General features: G+C 40.7%; 22 protein-coding genes. 18 read left to right on the top strand and 4 right to left on the bottom strand.

The window, feature by feature from the left end; genetic code table 11:
• Window positions 1–84: 84 nt before the first annotated feature.
• The gene (locus tag EP1_RS02325) at window positions 85–1,335 is read right to left on the bottom strand and encodes a glutamate-5-semialdehyde dehydrogenase (protein WP_067622827.1); all 1,251 of its coding nucleotides are present in this window, start codon (window positions 1,333–1,335) and stop codon (window positions 85–87) included.
• On the bottom strand, window positions 1,328–2,137 hold the full coding sequence (gene proB, locus EP1_RS02320) for a glutamate 5-kinase (RefSeq protein WP_067622824.1): 810 nt from the start codon (window positions 2,135–2,137) through the stop codon (window positions 1,328–1,330). Before proB ends, EP1_RS02325 begins: the two co-directional genes overlap by 8 nt.
• A gap of 242 nt (window positions 2,138–2,379) precedes the next feature.
• On the opposite strand from proB, the gene EP1_RS02315 reads away from it, so the two are divergent.
• The 9 genes from EP1_RS02315 (at window position 2,380) to EP1_RS02275 (ending at window position 11,754) form a co-directional block, all read left to right on the top strand.
• On the top strand, window positions 2,380–2,598 hold the full coding sequence (locus EP1_RS02315) for a YneF family protein (protein ID WP_010740033.1): 219 nt from the start codon (window positions 2,380–2,382) through the stop codon (window positions 2,596–2,598).
• Between the two features lie 165 nt (window positions 2,599–2,763).
• Entirely contained in the window at window positions 2,764–3,678 is a 915-nt protein-coding gene (trxB, locus tag EP1_RS02310) for a thioredoxin-disulfide reductase (RefSeq protein ID WP_067622821.1), read from the top strand.
• Window positions 3,679–3,855: 177 nt separating this feature from the next.
• Window positions 3,856–5,580 (top strand): phospho-sugar mutase, encoded by a 1,725-nt coding sequence (locus EP1_RS02305; RefSeq protein ID WP_067622818.1) that lies wholly within the window; start codon window positions 3,856–3,858, stop codon window positions 5,578–5,580.
• Between the two features lie 13 nt (window positions 5,581–5,593).
• Entirely contained in the window at window positions 5,594–5,881 is a 288-nt protein-coding gene (locus EP1_RS02300) for an ArsR/SmtB family transcription factor (RefSeq protein ID WP_067622815.1), read from the top strand.
• A gap of 126 nt (window positions 5,882–6,007) precedes the next feature.
• On the top strand, window positions 6,008–7,297 hold the full coding sequence (locus EP1_RS02295; RefSeq protein ID WP_067622812.1) for a homoserine dehydrogenase: 1,290 nt from the start codon (window positions 6,008–6,010) through the stop codon (window positions 7,295–7,297).
• Window positions 7,298–7,300: 3 nt separating this feature from the next.
• The gene (gene thrC / locus EP1_RS02290; protein ID WP_067622809.1) at window positions 7,301–8,359 is read left to right on the top strand and encodes a threonine synthase; all 1,059 of its coding nucleotides are present in this window, start codon (window positions 7,301–7,303) and stop codon (window positions 8,357–8,359) included.
• The gene (gene thrB, locus EP1_RS02285; RefSeq protein ID WP_067622806.1) at window positions 8,356–9,219 is read left to right on the top strand and encodes a homoserine kinase; all 864 of its coding nucleotides are present in this window, start codon (window positions 8,356–8,358) and stop codon (window positions 9,217–9,219) included. Before thrC ends, thrB begins: the two co-directional genes overlap by 4 nt.
• 330 nt (window positions 9,220–9,549) lie before the next feature.
• Window positions 9,550–10,821 carry an O-acetylhomoserine aminocarboxypropyltransferase/cysteine synthase family protein gene (locus EP1_RS02280; RefSeq protein ID WP_067622802.1) on the top strand — a complete coding sequence of 424 codons (1,272 nt, stop codon included), beginning with the start codon at window positions 9,550–9,552 and terminating at the stop codon, window positions 10,819–10,821.
• Window positions 10,822–10,824: 3 nt separating this feature from the next.
• Complete coding sequence (locus tag EP1_RS02275) at window positions 10,825–11,754, top strand: homoserine O-succinyltransferase (RefSeq protein WP_067622798.1); 930 nt, start codon at window positions 10,825–10,827, stop codon at window positions 11,752–11,754.
• 2 nt (window positions 11,755–11,756) lie between these two features.
• On the opposite strand, the gene EP1_RS02270 is transcribed toward EP1_RS02275, so the two are convergent.
• Window positions 11,757–12,611: a pyruvate, water dikinase regulatory protein gene (locus EP1_RS02270; protein ID WP_067622795.1), complete on the bottom strand. Its 855-nt coding sequence runs from the start codon at window positions 12,609–12,611 to the stop codon at window positions 11,757–11,759.
• 82 nt (window positions 12,612–12,693) lie between these two features.
• Here EP1_RS02270 and EP1_RS02265 point away from each other — a divergent pair, with 82 nt between their 5' ends.
• The 9 genes from EP1_RS02265 to recO all read left to right on the top strand — a co-directional run bounded on the left by EP1_RS02265 (window position 12,694) and on the right by recO (window position 20,017).
• Entirely contained in the window at window positions 12,694–13,131 is a 438-nt protein-coding gene (locus EP1_RS02265; protein WP_067622792.1) for a Fur family transcriptional regulator, read from the top strand.
• A 137-nt stretch (window positions 13,132–13,268) separates the two neighbouring features.
• Complete coding sequence (gene rpsU / locus EP1_RS02260; RefSeq protein WP_002356740.1) at window positions 13,269–13,445, top strand: 30S ribosomal protein S21; 177 nt, start codon at window positions 13,269–13,271, stop codon at window positions 13,443–13,445.
• Between the two features lie 21 nt (window positions 13,446–13,466).
• A complete protein-coding gene (locus EP1_RS02255) occupies window positions 13,467–13,913 on the top strand; it encodes a GatB/YqeY domain-containing protein (protein WP_067622788.1) in 447 nt (148 codons plus the stop codon).
• A gap of 313 nt (window positions 13,914–14,226) precedes the next feature.
• On the top strand, window positions 14,227–15,141 hold the full coding sequence (locus EP1_RS02250) for a PhoH family protein (RefSeq protein WP_067623180.1): 915 nt from the start codon (window positions 14,227–14,229) through the stop codon (window positions 15,139–15,141).
• Between the two features lie 21 nt (window positions 15,142–15,162).
• The gene (locus EP1_RS02245; RefSeq protein WP_067622785.1) at window positions 15,163–17,367 is read left to right on the top strand and encodes an HD family phosphohydrolase; all 2,205 of its coding nucleotides are present in this window, start codon (window positions 15,163–15,165) and stop codon (window positions 17,365–17,367) included.
• The gene (gene ybeY / locus EP1_RS02240) at window positions 17,367–17,840 is read left to right on the top strand and encodes an rRNA maturation RNase YbeY (protein WP_067622780.1); all 474 of its coding nucleotides are present in this window, start codon (window positions 17,367–17,369) and stop codon (window positions 17,838–17,840) included. The genes EP1_RS02245 and ybeY overlap by 1 nt, the downstream gene beginning before the upstream one ends.
• Entirely contained in the window at window positions 17,818–18,213 is a 396-nt protein-coding gene (locus tag EP1_RS02235; protein ID WP_067622776.1) for a diacylglycerol kinase family protein, read from the top strand. The genes ybeY and EP1_RS02235 overlap by 23 nt, the downstream gene beginning before the upstream one ends.
• Window positions 18,214–18,248: 35 nt before the next feature.
• Window positions 18,249–19,148, top strand: coding sequence for a GTPase Era (gene era, locus EP1_RS02230; RefSeq protein ID WP_067622773.1), 900 nt, complete (start codon window positions 18,249–18,251; stop codon window positions 19,146–19,148).
• Between the two features lie 89 nt (window positions 19,149–19,237).
• Window positions 19,238–20,017, top strand: coding sequence for a DNA repair protein RecO (gene recO / locus EP1_RS02225; protein ID WP_067622769.1), 780 nt, complete (start codon window positions 19,238–19,240; stop codon window positions 20,015–20,017).
• A 27-nt stretch (window positions 20,018–20,044) separates the two neighbouring features.
• On the opposite strand, the gene EP1_RS02220 is transcribed toward recO, so the two are convergent.
• Window positions 20,045–20,413, bottom strand: coding sequence for a hypothetical protein (locus EP1_RS02220; protein WP_067622766.1), 369 nt, complete (start codon window positions 20,411–20,413; stop codon window positions 20,045–20,047).
• Window positions 20,414–20,564 lie beyond the last annotated feature (151 nt).

Below are 20,564 nucleotides of genomic sequence, written 5' to 3'. Positions count from 1 at the left end.
CTCACAATAGAGCACAAAATAAGTTCGTGAAATTTAAGTTGAAAAATAGCAAGCAGCCCACGCCGTTAAGACGTGAGCTGCTTTTTAAGTACGAATTTGGCCATCACCATAAATAATATATTTACTAGAAGTCAAATGTTCCAATCCCATAGGTCCGCGCGCGTGTAGTTTTTGGGTAGAAATTCCGATTTCAGCTCCAAAGCCGAATTTAAAACCATCGGTAAAACGCGTGGAGGCATTGATGTAGACAGCTGCCGCGTCAACTTCTTTTAAAAACTTTTGGCCGTTGTGGTAGCTATCTGTCACGATTGCTTCAGAATGTTTTGAGTTATAATGATTGATGTGTGCAATCGCTTCGTCAATAGAACTAACAACTTTGACCGCTAAGAGGTAGTCTAAAAATTCCGTGGACCAGTCCGTCTCTGTTGCTGGAGTGGCGTGTTTTAAATGAACCCGCGCAAGCGGATCTGCACGTAAAGCGACGTTCTGGGAAGCCAACGCGTCTTCAATTAACGGTAAAAATTCTGCTGCAACCGCTTCATGAACCAATAAGGTTTCGATCGCGTTACAAACCGATGGACGCTGAGCTTTCGCGTTAACAACGATTTCGCGAGCCATCTCTAATTGGGCATCGGCATCCACATAAACATGATTGTTGCCAGTCCCCGTTTCGATTACTGGAACCGTCGCAGTCTCTTTGACTCGTTGAATCAAGCCGGCACCACCACGGGGGATCAAGACATCGAGATACTCGTTTAACCGCATCATTTGATTGGCGACATCATGGGAAATATCATTAACAAATTGGATCATCGCCGGATTTAATTGGCAATCCTGCAATGTTTGCTGCATCAAATTGACTAATGCTTGGTTAGAGTGGAACGCTTCTTTGCCGCCACGTAAAATTACTGCGTTCCCAGATTTAAAACAGAGACTAGCCGCATCCGTCGTGACATTTGGTCGTGATTCAAAAATAATCCCGATGACGCCTAAAGGGACCCGCTGCTGGCCAACCATCAATTGGTCTTCGGTTCGCCACATTTTTTCTACGACACCAATTGGATCTGGGAGGGCCGCTACCTGACGAATACCTTCAGCCATCTCAGCCACTCTTTCTTTAGTTAAGCGCAAACGATCGATTAGTGGGTCGGGAATACCGTTGGCCTTCGCTTGGTTCAAATCTTGTTGATTTGCTGCTAAAATGTCTGCCGTGTGTTTTTCTAAATCTTTAGCCATCTGTAGCAGACAGTCATTCTTTTGGGCTGTCGCTAATTGACCTAACTCTTGTGCTGCTGATTTACTTTGTCGTCCTAAACGAATCATCAAATCACTCATGTTGCTCCCCCTTAAATAATGTTCCGACTTCAACACCGTCCAAGATATCAAAAATTATTCTGGGAGGTTTCCCATTGGCTAGGACCATCGCGCTGTCTGCAGCCAAAACTCTTTGGGCTGCTTTTAGTTTACTAACCATACCCCCAGTACCAAAGCGGCTGCCTTCACCACCGGCTTGTTCCATCAAAGTTTGGTTGATAGTCGAAATGGTGGAGTACAAGATCGCATGTTTATTTTTTGATGGGTTATCAGAATAAAAACCATCAATGTCACTTAACATAATCAATAAATCTGCATTCATTAATTGTGCAACGATCGCGGATAATTCGTCATTGTCGCCGAATTTTCTAGTATGCTCCAGTTCATCGATCGCCACGGTATCATTTTCATTGATGACAGGAATGATTCCCATAGAGATCATCTGTTCCAATGTATTGATAACGTTTGTTCGACTTTGTGGAAAGTCTACCACATCACGGGTCAACAAAACCTGTGCCGTTTGCTGGCTATAGACTAAGAACCGTTGATTATAGATATTCATCAGCTCTAATTGTCCAACGGCGGCGACCGCCTGCTGGACCGGTATTTCTTGTGGGCGTTCAGGAATCTTAAGTTTATCCATGCCTACGCCAATTGCGCCGGAAGTGACCAATATTATTTCTTTACCTTGATTTCGAAGATCAGTTAGGACAAATGCCAATTGATCAATGCCGGAAAAATTAATCTTGCCACTTGGATGGATCAAAGAACTTGTTCCAATCTTTACGACAATACGATTAACAGATTTCAAAAATTCTCTCATATTTACACCTCTTCACTAGCCACCAGCGAGAAAGATATTGTTTTGAATTTTATCATATTTTAATCTTGATTTCATCATTTTTTTAAAATAGGTTGGAATTCTTTTGTAAAGCGTCTCTAGCACTGCTTATGGGAATAGAATTAATTTTCTATTTATGAAATTGAAGTTTCCTAAAATTACTTTTCTTTTGTAACATCTTTTAGTAAAATGAATAAGAATGTGTCAGGAAAGGAGCGGTGAAAATGGTATCAACTGGAATCGTAGTATTAATCGCAGTAATTGCTGCACTATTAGGTGCTGTTGGCGGTTTCTTCTTAGCCCGTAAATATATGCAAGACTATTTCAAAAAGAATCCTCCCATCAATGAGGATATGTTACGTCAAATGATGATGTCGATGGGTCAAAAACCTTCGGAGAAAAAAGTTCGTCAAATGATGCAACAAATGAAAAATCAACAGTAGTTTTTGAAAGGACAATCGTCGTTGGATGATTGCCCTTCTTTTTTGGTTGTCGTTTCGCACATGATTCTACTAATCTGCTAAAGTAGGAAGTAGAACTCGCAAAGCAGATTTATCGACAGATTATATTCTGGGTTGTAAAGTAAGGTCGAACGGGGGAATGACTGAATGTATGATGTAATTATTATTGGCGCAGGTCCTGCAGGAATGACTGCCGCTTTATATGCTTCGCGCTCAAATTTAAAGGTGCTTTTGATTGAACGTGGGGCACCTGGCGGACAAATGAATAATACCGCCGAGATAGAGAACTACCCAGGTTTTGAATCAATTATGGGTCCAGAACTTGCGATGAAAATGTATGATGGTGTCACTAAATTCGGAACAGAAAATGCTTATGGGATCGTTCAAGATATCAAAGATCATGGTGATTATAAAGAAGTCCTTACTGAAGATAAAAGTTATCAGGCTAAAACGATTATTGTTGCGACGGGCTGTGTCCATCGTAAACTAGGTGTTCCTGGGGAAGAATCATTCGCTGGACGCGGAGTATCTTATTGTGCAGTCTGTGATGGGGCCTTTTTCCGAAATAAACGTTTAATCGTTGTGGGTGGTGGTGACTCAGCAGTGGAAGAAGCCATTTATTTAACGCGTTTTGCTTCTGAAGTTGTGATCGTTCATCGCCGTGATGAATTACGCGCACAAAAAATTATTCAAGACCGCGCATTTGCTAATGAAAAAATTTCATTTATCTGGGACAGTGTCGTGGATGAAATCGTTGGAAACGAGATGGTCGTAACGGGTGCTCAAATCCGTAATGTTAAGACTGGAGAAGTTCATTTAGAACCAGCAGACGGTGCATTTATCTATGTTGGGTTGGAACCATTAACTGAGCCCTTCAAAAATAGCGGAATTACAAATGCTGCTGGCTGGATTGAAACCGATGCTGAAATGAGAACGAAGATTCCGGGTGTCTTTGCCATCGGCGATGCCCGGGAAAAAGATTTACGTCAAATCACGACTGCCGTCGGTGAAGGCGGAATTGCCGGACAACAAGTATACAAATATCTTGAAGCACAAAATTAATTATAGAAACGTAGAAAGAAAGGCAGAAATGTCTTTCTTTTTTTAGCGAATGGCTTTTTACCGTAAATAATAAAAGAGTGAATTTTTTGAAGCGTGATAATCTGCAAGTTTTCTTTGCTGAATATAACAGGAATGGTATACTTAATTGGTAAGAAAATTTTGAAAGAGGTGTGTTTCATGTCTTGGGAACAAGTTTATGAACAATGGATTGATTCGGATAAATTAGATGAAAAAATGCGTAAAGAATTACAAGATCTAGGTAAAGACCCAGAATTAAAAAAAGATGCATTTTATAAACCACTGGAATTTGGGACTGCCGGCATGCGGGGTGTTTTAGGTCCAGGTGTTAATCGGATGAATATTTTTACGATTCGTCAAGCAACTGAAGGGTTGGCTCGCTTTATGGACACACAAGATCCTGAAACGAAACGTCGTGGGGTAGCAATTGCCTATGATTCACGTCATATGTCACCGGAATTTGCGATGGAGGCAGCTAAAACTTTAGCAAAACATGACATTCCGTCATTTGTCTTTGAAAGTCTACGTCCGACACCAGAATTATCTTTTGCGGTTCGTTTTGAAAATGCCTTCACGGGAATTATGATTACAGCATCTCACAATCCTGCTGAATACAATGGCTATAAAGTCTACGGTGAAGATGGTGGACAAATGCCACCAGAAGATGCGGATGCATTAACGAAATTTGTGCGTGACGTGGAAAATCCATTAGAAGTGGAAGTCTTATCTGATGAAGAAGTTGAACACAGTGGACTAATCAATATCATCGGTGAAGAAGTCGACTCAGAATATTTGAAAGAAATCAAATCAGTAACCATCAATCAAGAGTTAATCAATGAAATGGGTAAAGAACTAAAATTAGTTTACACACCATTACACGGAACAGGTAAAATGCTAGGCGAAAAAGCTTTGAAACAAGCCGGCTTTGAAAAATTTGTTTTAGTGCCGGAACAAGCCATTGCAGATCCTGATTTCTCAACGGTTAAATCACCAAACCCAGAAGAACATTCAGCTTTTGAATATGCGATCAAATTAGGTGAACAAGAAGATGCGGATCTATTAATTGCGACCGATCCTGATGCTGACCGTTTGGGTGCGGCAGTTCGTTTACCAAATGGGACGTATGAAGTCTTGACCGGAAATCAAATCGGTGCCATTATGATTCGTTATATTTTAGAAGCCCACAAGCAAGCTGGAACCTTGCCGGCCAATGCAGTAGTACTAAAATCGATTGTTTCAAGTGAACTAGCTACGACGATTGCCGCTTCTTATAATGTAAAAATGGTCGATGTTTTGACTGGCTTTAAATTTATTGCTGAAAAAATCCAACAATATGAAGACGATAACTCACAAACCTTCATGTTTGGTTTTGAAGAGAGCTATGGCTATTTGATCAAATCATTTGTCCGTGACAAAGATGCGATCCAAGCTCTAGTTTTATTAGCAGAAGTTGCTGCTTACTATAAGAAACAAGGCAAAACATTGTATGATGGGTTACAAGAAATTTTTGAAGAATATGGCTATTATGCAGAAAAAACGATCTCAGTTACCTTAAGTGGTGCTGAAGGAGCGGAACAAATCAAAACGATTATGGGGAATTTACGTAACGAAGCGCCAAAAGAATTTGCTGGTGTTGCAGTTACATTAACTGAAGATTTTAAAACCGGTCAAGCAATTGATGCTGACGGAAAGGAAACAGCCATCGACATGCCGGCATCAGATGTGTTGAAATATACGTTGGCAGATGAAACTTGGTTAGCAATCCGACCTTCAGGAACAGAACCAAAAATTAAATTCTATATCGGTGTGAAGGGTGATTCTCATGAAGCGGCAGCTAAAAAAATCACCACTTATGAAGAAGCAATCCGTAAAATTGCCGAGTAAATGAGGGCTATCAATGAAGGAACATGAAGAATTTCAAGCGGTCAGTAAATTTTTTAAAATTTTGAGTGATCCGACACGTTTAAAAATTTTAATGTTTCTAAAAGAAGGAGAACGGAATGTTTCATCGATCAGTGATAATCTGGTGATGGAACAGTCGGCTGTGTCTCACCAATTAAAATTATTGCGTGACAATCGCTTAGTTAAAGCGCGTCGTGACGGCAAAGCAATGCTTTATAGTCTGGATGATCAACATGTCTTGGATGTTTTAGAGCAGACCTTCCGCCACGTTTTACATCAATAAAAGAGGGCTTTTCCAAATTTTTTGGAAAAGCTCTTTTTTTTTGGTGAAATTTTGTTATACTGATAGCTAACTATTAAAATATGATGAATTACTTTTAATACTAATGCAATTTAACGGAGGCGGATTATGGAAAAAGCAGTCAAGGTGGGGTTATTAGGCTTAGGCGTAGTAGGTACCGGTGTCTTAGAAATTTTAACAGATCATCAAGAGAAGATTGAAAAAAGTATTGGCGGTCCCTTGGTTGTAACGAAAGCTTTGATCCGGCCAGAGGAAGATAAGAGTGCTTTAGCTGAAAAGTACAATTTGGAATTAGTGACCGAATTAGCTGAGATTTTGAATGATCCTGAGATCTCTATTGTAGTAGAAGTGATGGGACGCATCGAACCGGCTAAAACATTTATCGAAGAGGCTTTGAGAGCAGGAAAAAATGTTGTCACCGCTAATAAGGATCTATTAGCCCAACATGGTAGTGAATTGGTGGATTTAGCTAGAGAACAGCAACGCAACTTGTATTACGAAGCCAGCGTGGCCGGCGGGATTCCGATCTTACGGACGATTGCCAATAGTTTAGCAGCCGATGATATCACTGAAGTTTTGGGAATTGTTAATGGAACCACTAATTATATGTTGACGAAGATGGTTCAGGAGCACCGGACGTATGCTGAAACACTAAAAGAGGCACAGGAACTTGGTTTTGCCGAGAGTGATCCCACCAATGATGTCGACGGGATTGATGCCGCTTATAAGATGGTCATCTTAAGCAAATTCGCTTTTGGAATGTCAATTACAATGGATCAGGTCAAAATCAAAGGGATTCGCGGTTTGGCCGCAGAAGATGTTGTGATTGCCGATCAACTTGGTTACACGGTGAAATTGATTGGTTCTACTGTCAAAAAAGGCGATACAATCTCTGTCGAAGTCGGTCCCGTATTGGTTCCCCATGCGCATCCATTGGCAGCGATTCACAATGAAATGAATGCGGTCTTTGTGAAAAGTTCAGGGATCGGTGAGTCGATGTATTATGGGCCTGGAGCTGGAGCACGTCCAACAGCGACTAGTATCGTGGCGGATCTAATGACGATCGTCAATAAAATGAAGAAAAATACCGTTGGTCATCGTTTTACCGGTTACACGCAACCAACAAAAATAACGTCACCGGATGAGAAGATCAGCAAATACTTCCTATCTTTAGAAATGCCGGATGAAGCAGGTCAATTTTTAAAATTGGCTGAGATCATGACCGAAACGCAAGTCGGCTTTGAGCAAGTCGTTCAAGAAAAAGGCGATGGTGAAAATGCACGAGTCGTTTTGATTACTCATGAGACATCCGAAACGAAGATTATGAAGATCCAAGAAGAAATCAAAGAAAAAACGAGCTATAAATTGTTGTCATTGATGAAAGTTATGGGGGAATAAACTATGTATGAAGGCTTATTAAAGCAATATAAAGAGTATCTACCAATCACGGAAAAGACGCCACAGATCGCATTAGCTGAAGGAAACACGCCCTTGATTCCTTTAAAAAATCTATCAAAAGAATTAGGGATTACTCTTTACGGAAAATACGAAGGTTTGAATCCGACTGGTTCTTTCAAAGACCGCGGAATGGTGATGGCTGTTGCAAAAGCGGTAGAAGACGGAGCAAAGGCGATTATTTGTGCGTCAACGGGTAATACGAGTGCCGCTGCAGCTGCCTATGCAACCCGTGCTGGAATCAAAGCGTATGTCGTAATTCCTGATGGGAAAATTGCGATGGGAAAATTGGCGCAAGCGATTGCTTATGGCGCGGATATTATTTCAATTCCTGGCAACTTTGATGAAGCATTAAAAGCTGTACGTGATATCGCAGAGACTGAAGCAGTCGCTTTAGTGAATTCAGTGAATCCTTACCGTTTGGAAGGCCAAAAAACGGCAGCGTTTGAAATTTGTGAGCAATTAGAACAAGCACCCGATGTTTTAGCGATTCCTGTGGGGAATGCTGGTAATATCTCGGCTTATTGGAAAGGCTTCAAAGAATGGCACGAGAAAAAGGGTACAGAATTACCACGAATGCATGGTTTTGAAGCAGAAGGTGCGGCAGCCATTGTCAAGGGTGAAGTAATTGAACAGCCGGAAACCGTAGCGACTGCGATCCGGATCGGAAATCCCGCTAGCTGGAAACTGGCTGAAGCTGCTCGCGATGAATCCAAGGGTTACATCGATTCAGTAACAGATGAAGAAATTTTAAATGCTTATCGTAAAGTTGCCGCTCAAGAAGGGGTTTTTGTTGAACCAGGTTCGGCCGCTTCATTGGCTGGAGTAATTCAACATGTGAAAAACGGTCGCATCAAGCCAGGAGAAACAGTCGTGACAGTCTTCACCGGAAATGGTTTGAAAGATCCTGATACGGCAATTAATGAAACGGACATTAAGATCAATAAGATGAGTGACTTGGAGGATATGCGCCGACACTTACGTGAAGGAGTGGCCGCTCTATGAAAATCCGCGTCCCAGCAACTAGCGCCAACTTAGGTCCCGGTTTTGATTCGTGTGGGATTGCGTTGTCACAATACTTAACAATCGAGATCGGACCAGAAACTAAACAATGGCAAATCCAGCATCAATTAGGAAGTGAGATTCCTTCAGATGAAAAGAATTTACTGATTCAAACGGCGCTCGATTTGGCTCCTAATCTAACACCGCATCACCTGACGATGACTTCTGATATCCCAATCGCTCGTGGGTTAGGTAGTAGTTCATCGGTGGTAGTTGCCGGCATGGAATTGGCTAATCGCTTAGGAAATCTGGGAATGACACCACAACAAAAAGTGACTTATGCAACGAAAATTGAAGGACATCCTGACAACGTTGCCCCTGCAATTTGCGGTGATTTTGTGGTAGCTAGCTACAATAATAATGAAGTGAATTTTGTCAAGCATACATTTCCTGATTGCGATGTGATTGCCTTTATCCCGGATCATGAACTACTGACTTCAGAGAGCCGCGCGGTTTTACCGAAAGAATTATCCTATCGCGATGCGGTCAAAGCCAGTTCGATTGGCAATGTCATGATCGCTGCTGTTTTAAATGGAAACTTACCATTAGCTGGCAAAATGATGGAAAAAGACATTTTGCATGAAAGTCATCGCCAGCATCTGGTCCCACATTTGAAAAAAATTCGCGAAATCTGCAAAGCTTATGGTGGTTACGGCAGTTTCTTAAGCGGTGCCGGCCCGACGGTTTTAGTTTTAACTCCGCCAGAAAATACGGAGAAAATAGTTGCGGTTCTGCAGAAACTTGATCAGAATGCACTGATTGATGTCCTTTCAGTTGAAAAAGAAGGCGTCCAAATATTTTAATTGCAGTGAAGAGAAGAGTAAAATTCATCAGACTCAACAGAAAGCTTCGGTAGCTGAAAAGAAGCAGCAGTGATGAATTTGAAGATGGCCTCAGAGCAATTGTCAGTTCGGCACGGGAATGCCCGTTACAGCAGTTCGTAGCAATACGACAAAAGTTCAGTCTTGCAAGAGGCTGATAAACTAAGGTGGTACCACGGCACTCCCGTCCTTTCAGATCTGAAAAGACGGAGTGCCGTTTTTTTACTGATTTTTTACTGAGCCAATTGAAACATCCATGCAAGAGAAAAAAAGATGAATAGCAACCGTAAAAATTTATTAGGAGGAATGGTTATGGAATTTGAAACAAAATGTTTACATGCTGGTTATCAGCCGGAAAATGGCGGGCCACGGGTCTTACCGATTGTTCAAAGTACAACTTATGCCTATGAATCAACAGAAGAAATTGGAAAATTATTTGATTTGGAAGCGGCAGGCTATTTTTATACGCGCTTAGCTAATCCGACAACTAGTGCGGTTGAAGAGAAGTTAGCAGCGTTAGAAGGCGGCGTAGGAGCATTATGTACTTCGTCTGGACAAGCGGCAACTTTTTATGCGGTATTGAATATTTTAGAGGCCGGTGATCATTTGATTTCTTCCAGTTATATCTATGGGGGAACGTATAATCTATTTGCCCATACCTTTAGAAAGATGGGGATTGAAGTAACATTTGTTGATCAAGATGCTTCAAAAGAAGAATTATTAAAAGCCGCAAAACCAAACACCAAAGCAATTTTTGGCGAGACAATCGCCAACCCAGCGGTAAAAGTATTAGATCAAGAAAAATTTGCAGCAGTTGCCAAAGAGTTAGCCATCCCATTCATTATTGACAATACCTTTGCGACACCGTATTTTTGTCGACCAATTGAATTTGGCGCAGATATTGTAATCCATAGTACGACGAAGTATTTAGATGGTCACGCGGTTCAGACCGGTGGAGTGATCGTTGATGGAGGAACCTTTAATTGGAACAATGGGAAATTCCCGCAACTTTCTGAGCCAGACGAAACGTATCATGGAATTGTCTACACTGAAAAATTTGGTCAAGCCGCTTATATCACCAAAGCGCGGGTACAATTGATGCGTGATCTTGGCGCTACGCCTTCGCCACAAAATTCCTTCTTACTAAATCTAGGAATCGAAACGCTAGCTGTTCGGATGGATCGTCATTACCAAAATGCAGAAACGGTTGCTAAATTTTTAGCAGAGCAAAAAGCCATCGCTAAAATTTATTATCCCGGACTGGAATCAGACGAAGATTACGCGTTGGCACAAAAATATGTACCGAATGGACTGTGTGGCGTCATTTCATTTGATTTTGCTGAAGGAAAAGAGACTGCGGCAAAATGGTTAGATGCGCTGGATTTGGTCTCACTGGAGGTTCACGTAGCCGATATTCGTACTTGTGCGTTGCATCCGGCAACCTCGACACATCGTCAATTAACGGATGATGAATTACAACAAGCAGGGATTTCACCAGGTCTGGTTCGCTTATCTTGCGGAATTGAAAACGTTAGCGATATTCTCGCTGACTTGCAGCAAGCCTTTGATAAATTGGAGGGGTAGTCTATGCCGATTCGCTTAGAGCCTGATTTTCCGGCAAAGTCTGTTTTAGAGGCTGAAGATATTTTTGCGATTGATAATTCTCGGGCCGAGCAGCAAGACATTCGACCATTGAAATTGTTAATTCTAAACTTGATGCCCGATAAAATCGCCACGGAGATTCACTTATTACGATTGATCAGTCAAAGTCCATTGCAAATTGATGTCGACTTTCTCAAAGTTGCCAGTCATCAGGCTAAGCATACGAGTAAGAACCATTTAGATAAATTTTATTTAGAATTTTCACAAATCAAAGATACGTACTATGATGGATTAATCATCACGGGGGCTCCAATCGAACAAATGGCCTTTGAGCAAGTCGATTATTGGCCGGAATTAGTTGAAATAATGGAGTGGAGCCAGTTAGCTGTGAGTTCGGTTGTACACATCTGTTGGGGTGCTCAGGCCGGTTTATATTATCATTTTGGAATCGAGAAGGTTCCTTTTGAGGAAAAATTATTTGGAATCTATAAACAAGACCTCCAACATGATTTTCGGTTGTTTCGCGGATTTGATGATCGGTTTTGGATGCCACAATCACGCTACACAGGAATCAATGAAGAACAAGTGGATCAGAAAAAGCTACAAGTCATTGCCAAGGATGAAGAAAATCGGTCAAGTATTTTAATCTCTGAAGATGAACACGATATTTTTCTGCTGGGGCATTTTGAATATGCCACGGATACTTTGGAAAAGGAATATTTGCGAGATCGTGAACGCGGGTTAGCGACGGCTCAGCCGGAAAATTATTATGAAGAGGGAAAGATTTATAATTATTGGCGAGCACAAGCACATTTGTTCTATCATAATTGGTTAAATGACGTGTATCAAATAACTCCGTATCGTTTAGAAATGATCCCTCAATTACAAAAAGCAAGAAAGCTGAGATCGACTTGATCTCAGCTTTCTTCTTCCATAAAGTAGTAACTGTGGTCTTCTAAATCTAAAGCACTCATAATCATTGCTGCCGTTTCTTCAATCGAAAGGGTGGCAACATTGATGATTTCGCAGCCTAGTTTGTGGTAAAGATCGTTGGCAAATTTCAGCTCTGCTTGAATTTTTTCACGATCGGAATAAGCTGTTTCGGGATTTAGACCATAGGCCCGCATCCGTTCTTTGCGGATGCCAATCAATACTTCTGGATCATTGGTCAAGCCGACGATTTTTTTCGGATCGATTTCAAATAATTGTTTCGGAATATGGGCTTGTGGAATCAGCGGTAAATTAGCGACTTTCAAATTTTTATTAGCTAAATACAGACTTAAGGGAGTCTTAGAAGTTCTGGAGACGCCTAGTAAGACAACATCCGCTTCTAAAAAGCCACGGGGGTCTTTCCCATCATCGTATTTTACGGCAAATTCCATTGCTTTGATTCGTTTGAAATAATTCTCATTTAAATGATGGAGTGCCCCGCGTTCGCCGGTTGGCTCAAGATGTGCACGTCGGCCAATTTCACTAACGACCGGATTTAACAAGTCCATCGTGAAAAGATCCTCGTTGTCAGAAAAATCTTTTGCGAGTTTAGCTAGATGCGGATCGATCAAGGTATAAATGATCATGCCGTTTTCAGCCTTGGCATCATTTAAGGCTTTCATTAATAATTCTTCCGTATGTATAAAGGTCCGACGGAAGAGACAAAATTCCACAGTGGGATATTGGGCCATTGAGGCTTGTGCTAACTTGGAAGCTGTTTCTCCAGCAGAATCAGAGATGATAAAAATCGTAACTAGCTCATTTTGTTTTTCGCTATCCATAAAAATCTCCCTTGCAATTAGTGATAATTTATTATACCATACTGTTTATTCGGAATCATTACACTTTGAAAAGAGGGATCTGATGACACAGCCGACTTTATTAGCCAAAGCCTTGTCAAAAGTAAAAGAAAATGGCTTTAAGTATACGAAGAAACGTGAAACGCTATTGGATTATTTAATTAAAAGCAATCGCTATGTCTCTGCGCGAGAAGTTTACAATTATTTAAATGAGCAATTTCCAGGACTGAGTTATGATACTGTCTATCGTAATCTTAGAGAATTTTGTGAGATTGGTTTGATCGAAGATACTGAACTGCAAGGGGAAATGAAATTCCGCTTTAGCTGTAGCGAAAATTTTGAACATCATCATCATTTTATTTGTACAGTCTGCGGAATGACCAAAGAAATTCATATGTGTCCGATGGATTTCTTTAAAGAGCAGTTAGAAGGCTGCGAGATTGAAGGTCATCGTTTTGAGCTGTATGGTCGTTGTGAAAAATGTCAAAATTTGGATGAATAATTAATAATTAAAATTCTTCAGTGCCTTGACTCAAAATACCCCATTAGATATAATGACTTATGGACGGTCTTGTTGATTGGAAGTACATTTCAATAACAAAAACGGTTACATTTAAAGCCCGGAGGGAGGGAATTTATATGTCAAAAACAGTGGTTCGTAAAAATGAATCTCTTGACGATGCTCTTCGTCGCTTCAAACGTTCCGTTTCAAAAGCAGGGACTCTACAAGAATCTCGCAAACGTGAATTTTATGAAAAGCCAAGCGTGAAACGTAAGAAAAAATCAGAAGCAGCTAGAAAACGTAAGAAATTCTAGTCTGTGAACGGAGTGATTCTATTGTCACTACTTACTACCTTGAACGAAGACATGAAGCAAGCGATGCGAGCAAAAGATAAAGAGACTTTGCAAGTGATCCGGATGCTGAAAGCTTCGATTCAAAATGAGCAAATCAAAAAAGGTCAGGATTTAAATGACGAAGAAGAGTTGACCGTTTTATCTCGTGAGATGAAACAGCGTCGAGATTCTTTGACGGAATTTGAAAAAGCTGATCGTGCCGATTTGGCTGAAAAAGTCAAAAAGGAAATCGTAATTGTTGAAAAATACTTGCCGGCTCAACTTTCCGAAGAAGAGATCCGCGCAATCGTTACAGAGGCAATTGCGACTACAGGAGCGACTTCACCGAAGGAATTTGGTAAAGTGATGGGTGCTGTGATGCCGAAAGTCAAAGGCAAAGCCGATGGCAATCAGGTCAATGCAATCGTCAAAGAACTTCTGAACAATTAAGCAATAACGAAAGCTGAGAGAAATTTCTCTCAGCTTTTTTGTTCATTCTGGTAACTGTTGTCAACGATCTGACAGAACAACTAAAAGTAGTGGTATGGCTAGTAAAATGTACATAAAAAACTTAACCGATCGTTTGCAAGCTACAGATAAAAAAACGAAATTGATAATCTTTTCTAGGAAGTTTAGACAATTTTTCTTTTAATTATTGTGTGGTATTATAAAGTGGAATGATTAACGAAGGGATGAGTGCTTGTTGAACAGCAACGATTTTGAGTCGTTAGAAATAAAGCTTGATGCCAAAGATGACATCAGTATGCTTTTAGGAACCCATGATAAACATGTTAAATTTTTAGAGGATAATACAGAAACGACCATTAATACCCGCGGTGAGACGATTCAGATCATCGGACCTAAAGAGGAAGTAAAATTGGTCGCTGATGTGTTACGAACGCTACAAGTCTTGATCGATCGCGGCATCAAGGTAGCAACACCGGATGTTATGACGGCTTTACGTTTAGGTCGTGAGAATCATTTAGATGAGTTTGTCATGATGTATGAGGAAGAATTATTAAAGGATCGTAACGGAACCCTGATTCGACCTAAAAATATTGGACAGAGCCGCTACATCACAGCCATTCGTAAATCGGATGTCGTTTTTGGGGTGGGGCCAGCCGGTACGGGGAAAACTTACTTAGCGATCGTAATGGCGATTGCGGCCTTAAAAAAGGGAGAAGTGCAACGGATTATTTTGACGCGTCCAGCAGTCGAAGCGGGGGAAAGTTTAGGCTTTTTACCAGGGGATTTAAAGGAAAAAGTGGATCCTTATTTGCGCCCAATGTATGATGCCTTGCATCAAATTTTTGGAATGGAACATACGAACCGTTTATTAGAGCGGGGTGTCATTGAAATTGCACCGTTGGCTTATATGCGTGGTCGGACATTAGATGATGCTTTTGTCATTTTAGATGAGGCACAAAACACGACGATTTCGCAAATGAAGATGTTTTTGACGCGTCTTGGGTTTAACTCTAAGATGATCGTTAATGGTGATACTTCGCAAGTGGATTTGCCAAAAGGACAAGTCAGCGGCTTGATTCATGCAGAACGGACCTTAAATGGGATTAAAAAAATCCGTTTTGTGAATTTTGAAGCGGGCGACGTCGTAAGACACCCGGTTGTAGCCGAAATCATTGAGGCATACGAGCAGGAGAACCTACGGCATCAATAAAAGGAGTCAGGAGGGAATTGGATGTTAAATCGCCCGATCAATAATTTGCTGAAGAAATTAGGTTCAAAATTTATACCAATTATTCTGGGGATTTTTTCCATTATCTTAGTTTTGACGATGCTGACTAGTGTGGTACAAAAAAGTGTGGATTATAAAGAAGGCCAAGTAGCCACTGAGAGTATTCGGGCCAATAAAACCATTGAAAATAAAGCTGAGACGAATCAAAAGCGTCAGCTTGCGTCAGAAGCTGTAACCCCGGAATATACTTATCAGGCCGATTTGGCTAAGTCACAGCATGATCGAATCAGTCAATTGGTTACGATCATTCAAAAGGCGAATAATGATTTAGATAAAAATTATCAAACGAAAGTTTCCCAAGCCAAGGACGGAGAAAAAATCCCGCAGCCAACGGCCGATGAACGAGTAGCGGCTGTTAAAAAGAATTTTGAAGGTTTAGATCCAGATACGGTCAGTTTCTATCAACAGCTACCGGAAGATTTTTATCAAACGGTCGTCCAGTTGAGTGCCGCTGACTTAACGAAAGTTGGGACGGAAAGCTTAAAATTATTGGATGAACAGATGGCGAAACGGATTCGTCAAAGTGATTTGGCGGAGTACAAGCAGCAAGCGCTTGATAAAATCCAAAGTTTAGGTTTATCTGAAGAGTCTAATCAAGCGATGCGCTATTTGTTAGAGGAAGGAATCGTTATCAACGATTCTCTTAATCAAAAAAGAACGGATGAATTAAAGGAACAGGCAAGTGATTCGGTTCAACCGGTGATGATCTATCAAGGTGAAGTGATTGTCCGCGAAGGTAGTCAAATTGATGCCAATGCTATTAATAAATTGAAATTGCTTGGGTTGACTAGCTCAAGTACCTCGATTTTTCCATTGATTGCAATGATTTTAGCGGTACTTTTGCAATGCGTCCTTTTAAGGGCTTATAGTCGGCAATTTAACGTTGAGTTTCAACGAGTTCGCTTTATTTTATTTTATAGTGCAACAATGGTTGTTGGAGTGACCATCATGAAAATCCTCCAAACCTTTCAGGGGAGTACTTCGAATAATTTAGCGCTGTTTTTCCCGGCCGCTTTTATCCCATTGATTTTGACCGTCTTTGTCAATCGACGGGCCGGAGCTTTGGCGGCGGTTTTTCAAACCGTTTTTGCTTTGTTTATTTATTATAATGCCATCGGGACCAACCTACTGCCAGTGATTCTAATGACGTATCTTTTTTCAGGAATATTAGCGATTATGGTGAAACAGCAACGCTTGTCTGATCAGGTAAAACAAGCGTTACTGTGGATCGTAGCCTTTCCGCTTATTTGGTCGCTTATTCTAAGTATCTATCAAGGAATGTCGTTTGCAGACTCACAAACTTGGGGCTTATTGTTAGGTGCTTTTGCGGCTAGTATCTTGTCTTTTATCATGGGGACGGGGTTACAGCCGTATATTGAAATTTTAGTAACGGATAGTAGTGTGATTACGTTAAATGAGTTGAGTAATCCCAATCATCCATTATTGAAGCAATTATTAGAAGAGGCGCCTGGGACTTATCATCATTCAATGATGGTGGCCAATCTAAGTGCGAATGCCGTAGCAGAAATCGGCGGACGCTCACTGTTGACCCGAGTGGCTTGTTACTATCACGATATCGGAAAGATTCGCCATGCGAATTTCTTTGTTGAGAATCTACCGACCGGGGCGGAAAATCCCCATAACTTCCTCTTACCGGAAGACAGCAAACAGATTATTTTTGGTCATGTGATTGAAGGCGCGAAGATTTTGAAGGAATACAAGATGCCGCAAATGGTCATCGATATTTGTTACCAACATCACGGCACGACGTTGATGAAGTTTTTCTACATTAAAGCAAAAGAACGTAATCCTGAAACAACTGAAGCAGAATTCCGTTACCCCGGACCTAAACCGCAAACGCGCGAAGCGGGTGTGGTAAACATCGCAGATAGTTGTGAAGCAGCAGTGCGGGCGATGGATCACCCTTCAATCGATAAAATCACTGATTTTGTTCACCATCTAATTGAAGAACGAATCAGCGATGGTCAACTAGATGATTCCGGCTTGACCTTAAAAGAAATTCGAATTGTTGAAAAATCTTTGATTAGTGGTTTAAGCTCCACCTTCCATTCCCGGATCAAATATCCGCGAATGCAATCCGAAGCGGAAAAGATGAAAGAAGAACAAGAGAAAAAAGGGGAAGAGTAATGGATATTACGTTTATCGATGAAACTGAGCGAGTTTCTGAAGAAAAAATTCAAGAAATTGATGATGTACTGCAATTTGCGGCAGATTATTTAAAATTACCGCAAGATACGGAAATGTCAGTTACTTTTATGGACAATGCAGCGATTCAAGTCATTAATCGTGATTATCGTGGTAAAGACGCACCGACTGATGTGATCAGTTTTGCCTTAGAGGAAGAGGGCGAAGATGAAGTTCCGATTATCATGGATGAGGAAGATCCTATGCCGCGTAATTTAGGCGATATCATGATTTCGACGGAACGTGCACAAGAGCAGGCCGAAGAATACGGACATAGTTTTGATCGAGAATTAGGTTTTTTAGCTATCCATGGTTTTTTACACATTAATGGCTATGATCATATGACACCTGAAGATGAAAAAGAGATGTTTGGCCTACAGAAAGAGATATTAGATGCCTATGGACTCAAAAGATAAAACGGAGAAAAATAAACATTTTATTGCATCCTTAGAGTTTGCGCTTCAAGGTATTCGTACAGTCTTTCAAGAGGAGCGCAATATGCGAGCCCACGTAGCGTTTGGTCTAATGGCGATCCTAGTAGCCTTCTTATTAGGCGTCTCTGTGTTAGAATGGCTGTGGATCTTTTTGGCGGTCTTTCTTGTTTGGATCGTCGAGATCATCAACACGGTATTTGAAAATGTCGTTGATATGGTAACGGATTACCATTTTCATCCAATTGGAAAAAAAATCAAGGATATGGCGGCCGGCGCTGTCTTATTAACGGCGGCTTTTGCCATCATCGTAGGTGTGATTATCTTTTTACCAAAAATTATCGAGCTCTTTTTTTAATCAGAGCAGCGCAAGCAAATGAAGGGAATTTTTAAATGACAGAACATAAATCAGGCTTTGTAGCCATCGTAGGTCGTCCTAATGTTGGGAAATCTACCTTGTTAAATCGGATTGTCGGACAAAAAATCGCCATTATGAGTGATAAGGCTCAAACGACGAGAAATAAAATTCAAGGTGTTTACACAATACCAGAGGCCCAAATTGTTTTTATTGATACGCCGGGGATCCATAAACCGAAGCATCGCTTAGGGGACTATATGGTAGAAATGGCTTATAGTGCCTTAAGAGAAGTTGATGCCATTTTATTCATGGTCAGTGCGGATCAAAAGCGTGGCCGCGGTGATGATTTTATCTTAGAGCGGTTAAGCAAACAAGCAGTGCCCGTCTATTTGGTAATCAATAAGATCGATACGATCCACCCAGATGAACTGTTAGCGATCATTGACGATTATCGTTCAATTATGGATTTCAAAGAGATTATTCCAATTTCAGCAACCGAAGGAAATAATGTCGAACATCTGTTGGACGTTTTAGTCGATCAAATGGATGAAGGACCGCAGTATTTCCCAGATGATCAAATTACCGATCATCCAGAATACTTTATCGTCTCAGAATTAATTCGGGAAAAAGTTTTGAGTCTGACGCGGGATGAAGTTCCTCATTCGGTAGCAGTGGTGACCGAATCAATGAAGCGAGATGAAAATGATAAAGTTCATATCCAAGCAACGATCATTGTGGAACGGACCAGTCAAAAAGGTATTATCATTGGCAAGGGCGGTAAGATGTTGAAGAATATCGGCACCCAGGCCCGTAAAGATATCGAAACACTTTTAGCAGATAAAGTTTATTTAGAACTTTGGGTCAAAGTGCAAAAGGATTGGCGTGACAAACAAACATATTTACAAGACTATGGTTATCGTAAAGACGATTATTAAAAAAAGGTGTACTAACACCGGTCTATTTTTGGAAAGGGTGTGGCAATCGTCCATAACCCTTTTTCTTATCGAAGAGAGGTGGGGATGTAATGGCACAAGTTGGTGAGACTAAAGGAATTATTCTATTCAGTCGTGACTATAAGGAAAAGGATAAGTTGATCAAAATCTTTACGGAATCAGCTGGAAAGGTCATGTTTTTTGCAAAGGGTCTGCACCGGCCAAATAATCCTTTACAGACAGCCGTTCAACCTTTCACCGAAGCGGTATTTATTGGGAATTTAAAAACCGACGGCCTGTCTTTTTTAAACAGTGCTAAGGAGATCCACCCGTTGCGGAAGCTTCAGGAAGATATTTTTTTAAATGCTTATGGTTCTTATATTTTAGGCTTAGCGGATGCAGCGATTGAAGATCACGTATATGATCCAGCTTTGTATACTTTTACCCGAGAAGCATTGGAGCAGATGGATAAGGGAGCCGATGGTGAGACGATCATGAATATTTTTGAAGTTCAAGTGATGCAGCGTTTCGGTGTTTCATTAAATTGGCAAGCTTGTGGGGTTTGTGGAAAGAAAACCGGTGCTTTTGATTTTTCTTCGAAGTATAATGGGATTATTTGCCAAGAACATTGGCAGGTCGATCAACACCGTTATCATGCAGATCCGCGGGCGATTTATTTTATTCGCCTATTCAACAGCGTGACCTACGAGAATATCAATACTATCAATCTGAAACCTGAAACAAAAAAGACGATCCGACAAACACTGGATCAACTTTACGAAGAATACATTGGCTTACATTTAAAGAGCAAAAAGTTCATTGATCAAATGAGCGAGTGGCAAGATGTCTTAAAACCAAAAGATGAAAAATAGTTTGCCGTATCGATTTGATACGGCAGACTATTTTTTTATTTGTTTGCAGAGAAATAACCAGACTAAACTGCCGGAAAAAGCTAGGAAAAGATAAAGGAAAACCATTTGACCGTTTAGCGTATTTTGGTAAATAATTGCCGAGGCAAATGTCCCAAGGATCCAAAAGTAAAAGAAATAAAAGAGTGTTCGTATTTTATCAGATAAGCCTGTTTTTTCTTCAATGAAATAGGAGCATAGCAAGAATACTAAAACAATGACGATGTTGAACATTGTTTTGACCGACCAGCCATTTGTGGATAGGTCGCGTATCCAGTCAAATAGAAGTGATCCGACAAAGACAATCAAAATAAGTAAACCAGTACCGATTTTTTTAAGTTTAGGATTTCTTTGTGTCATTGCAAAACTCCTCCAATCTTTTCAACTGATGTGTGGGGTATGAGTTAAAGTATAGCAGAAAACAGAAGTTTTTTTGAAAAACGCTCAAGAATCTCATAGAGCGATGCCTTTTTTATTTTGATGTTTTATCGAAAAGTGAGTTCTTTCACAG

It is taken from the genome of Enterococcus pseudoavium NBRC 100491 (assembly GCF_001544295.1).
GTDB lineage: Bacteria > Bacillota > Bacilli > Lactobacillales > Enterococcaceae > Enterococcus_A > Enterococcus_A pseudoavium.
The sequence above is the reverse complement of the archived record's forward strand: the minus strand, read 5'-3'. Positions and strand labels throughout refer to the sequence as shown.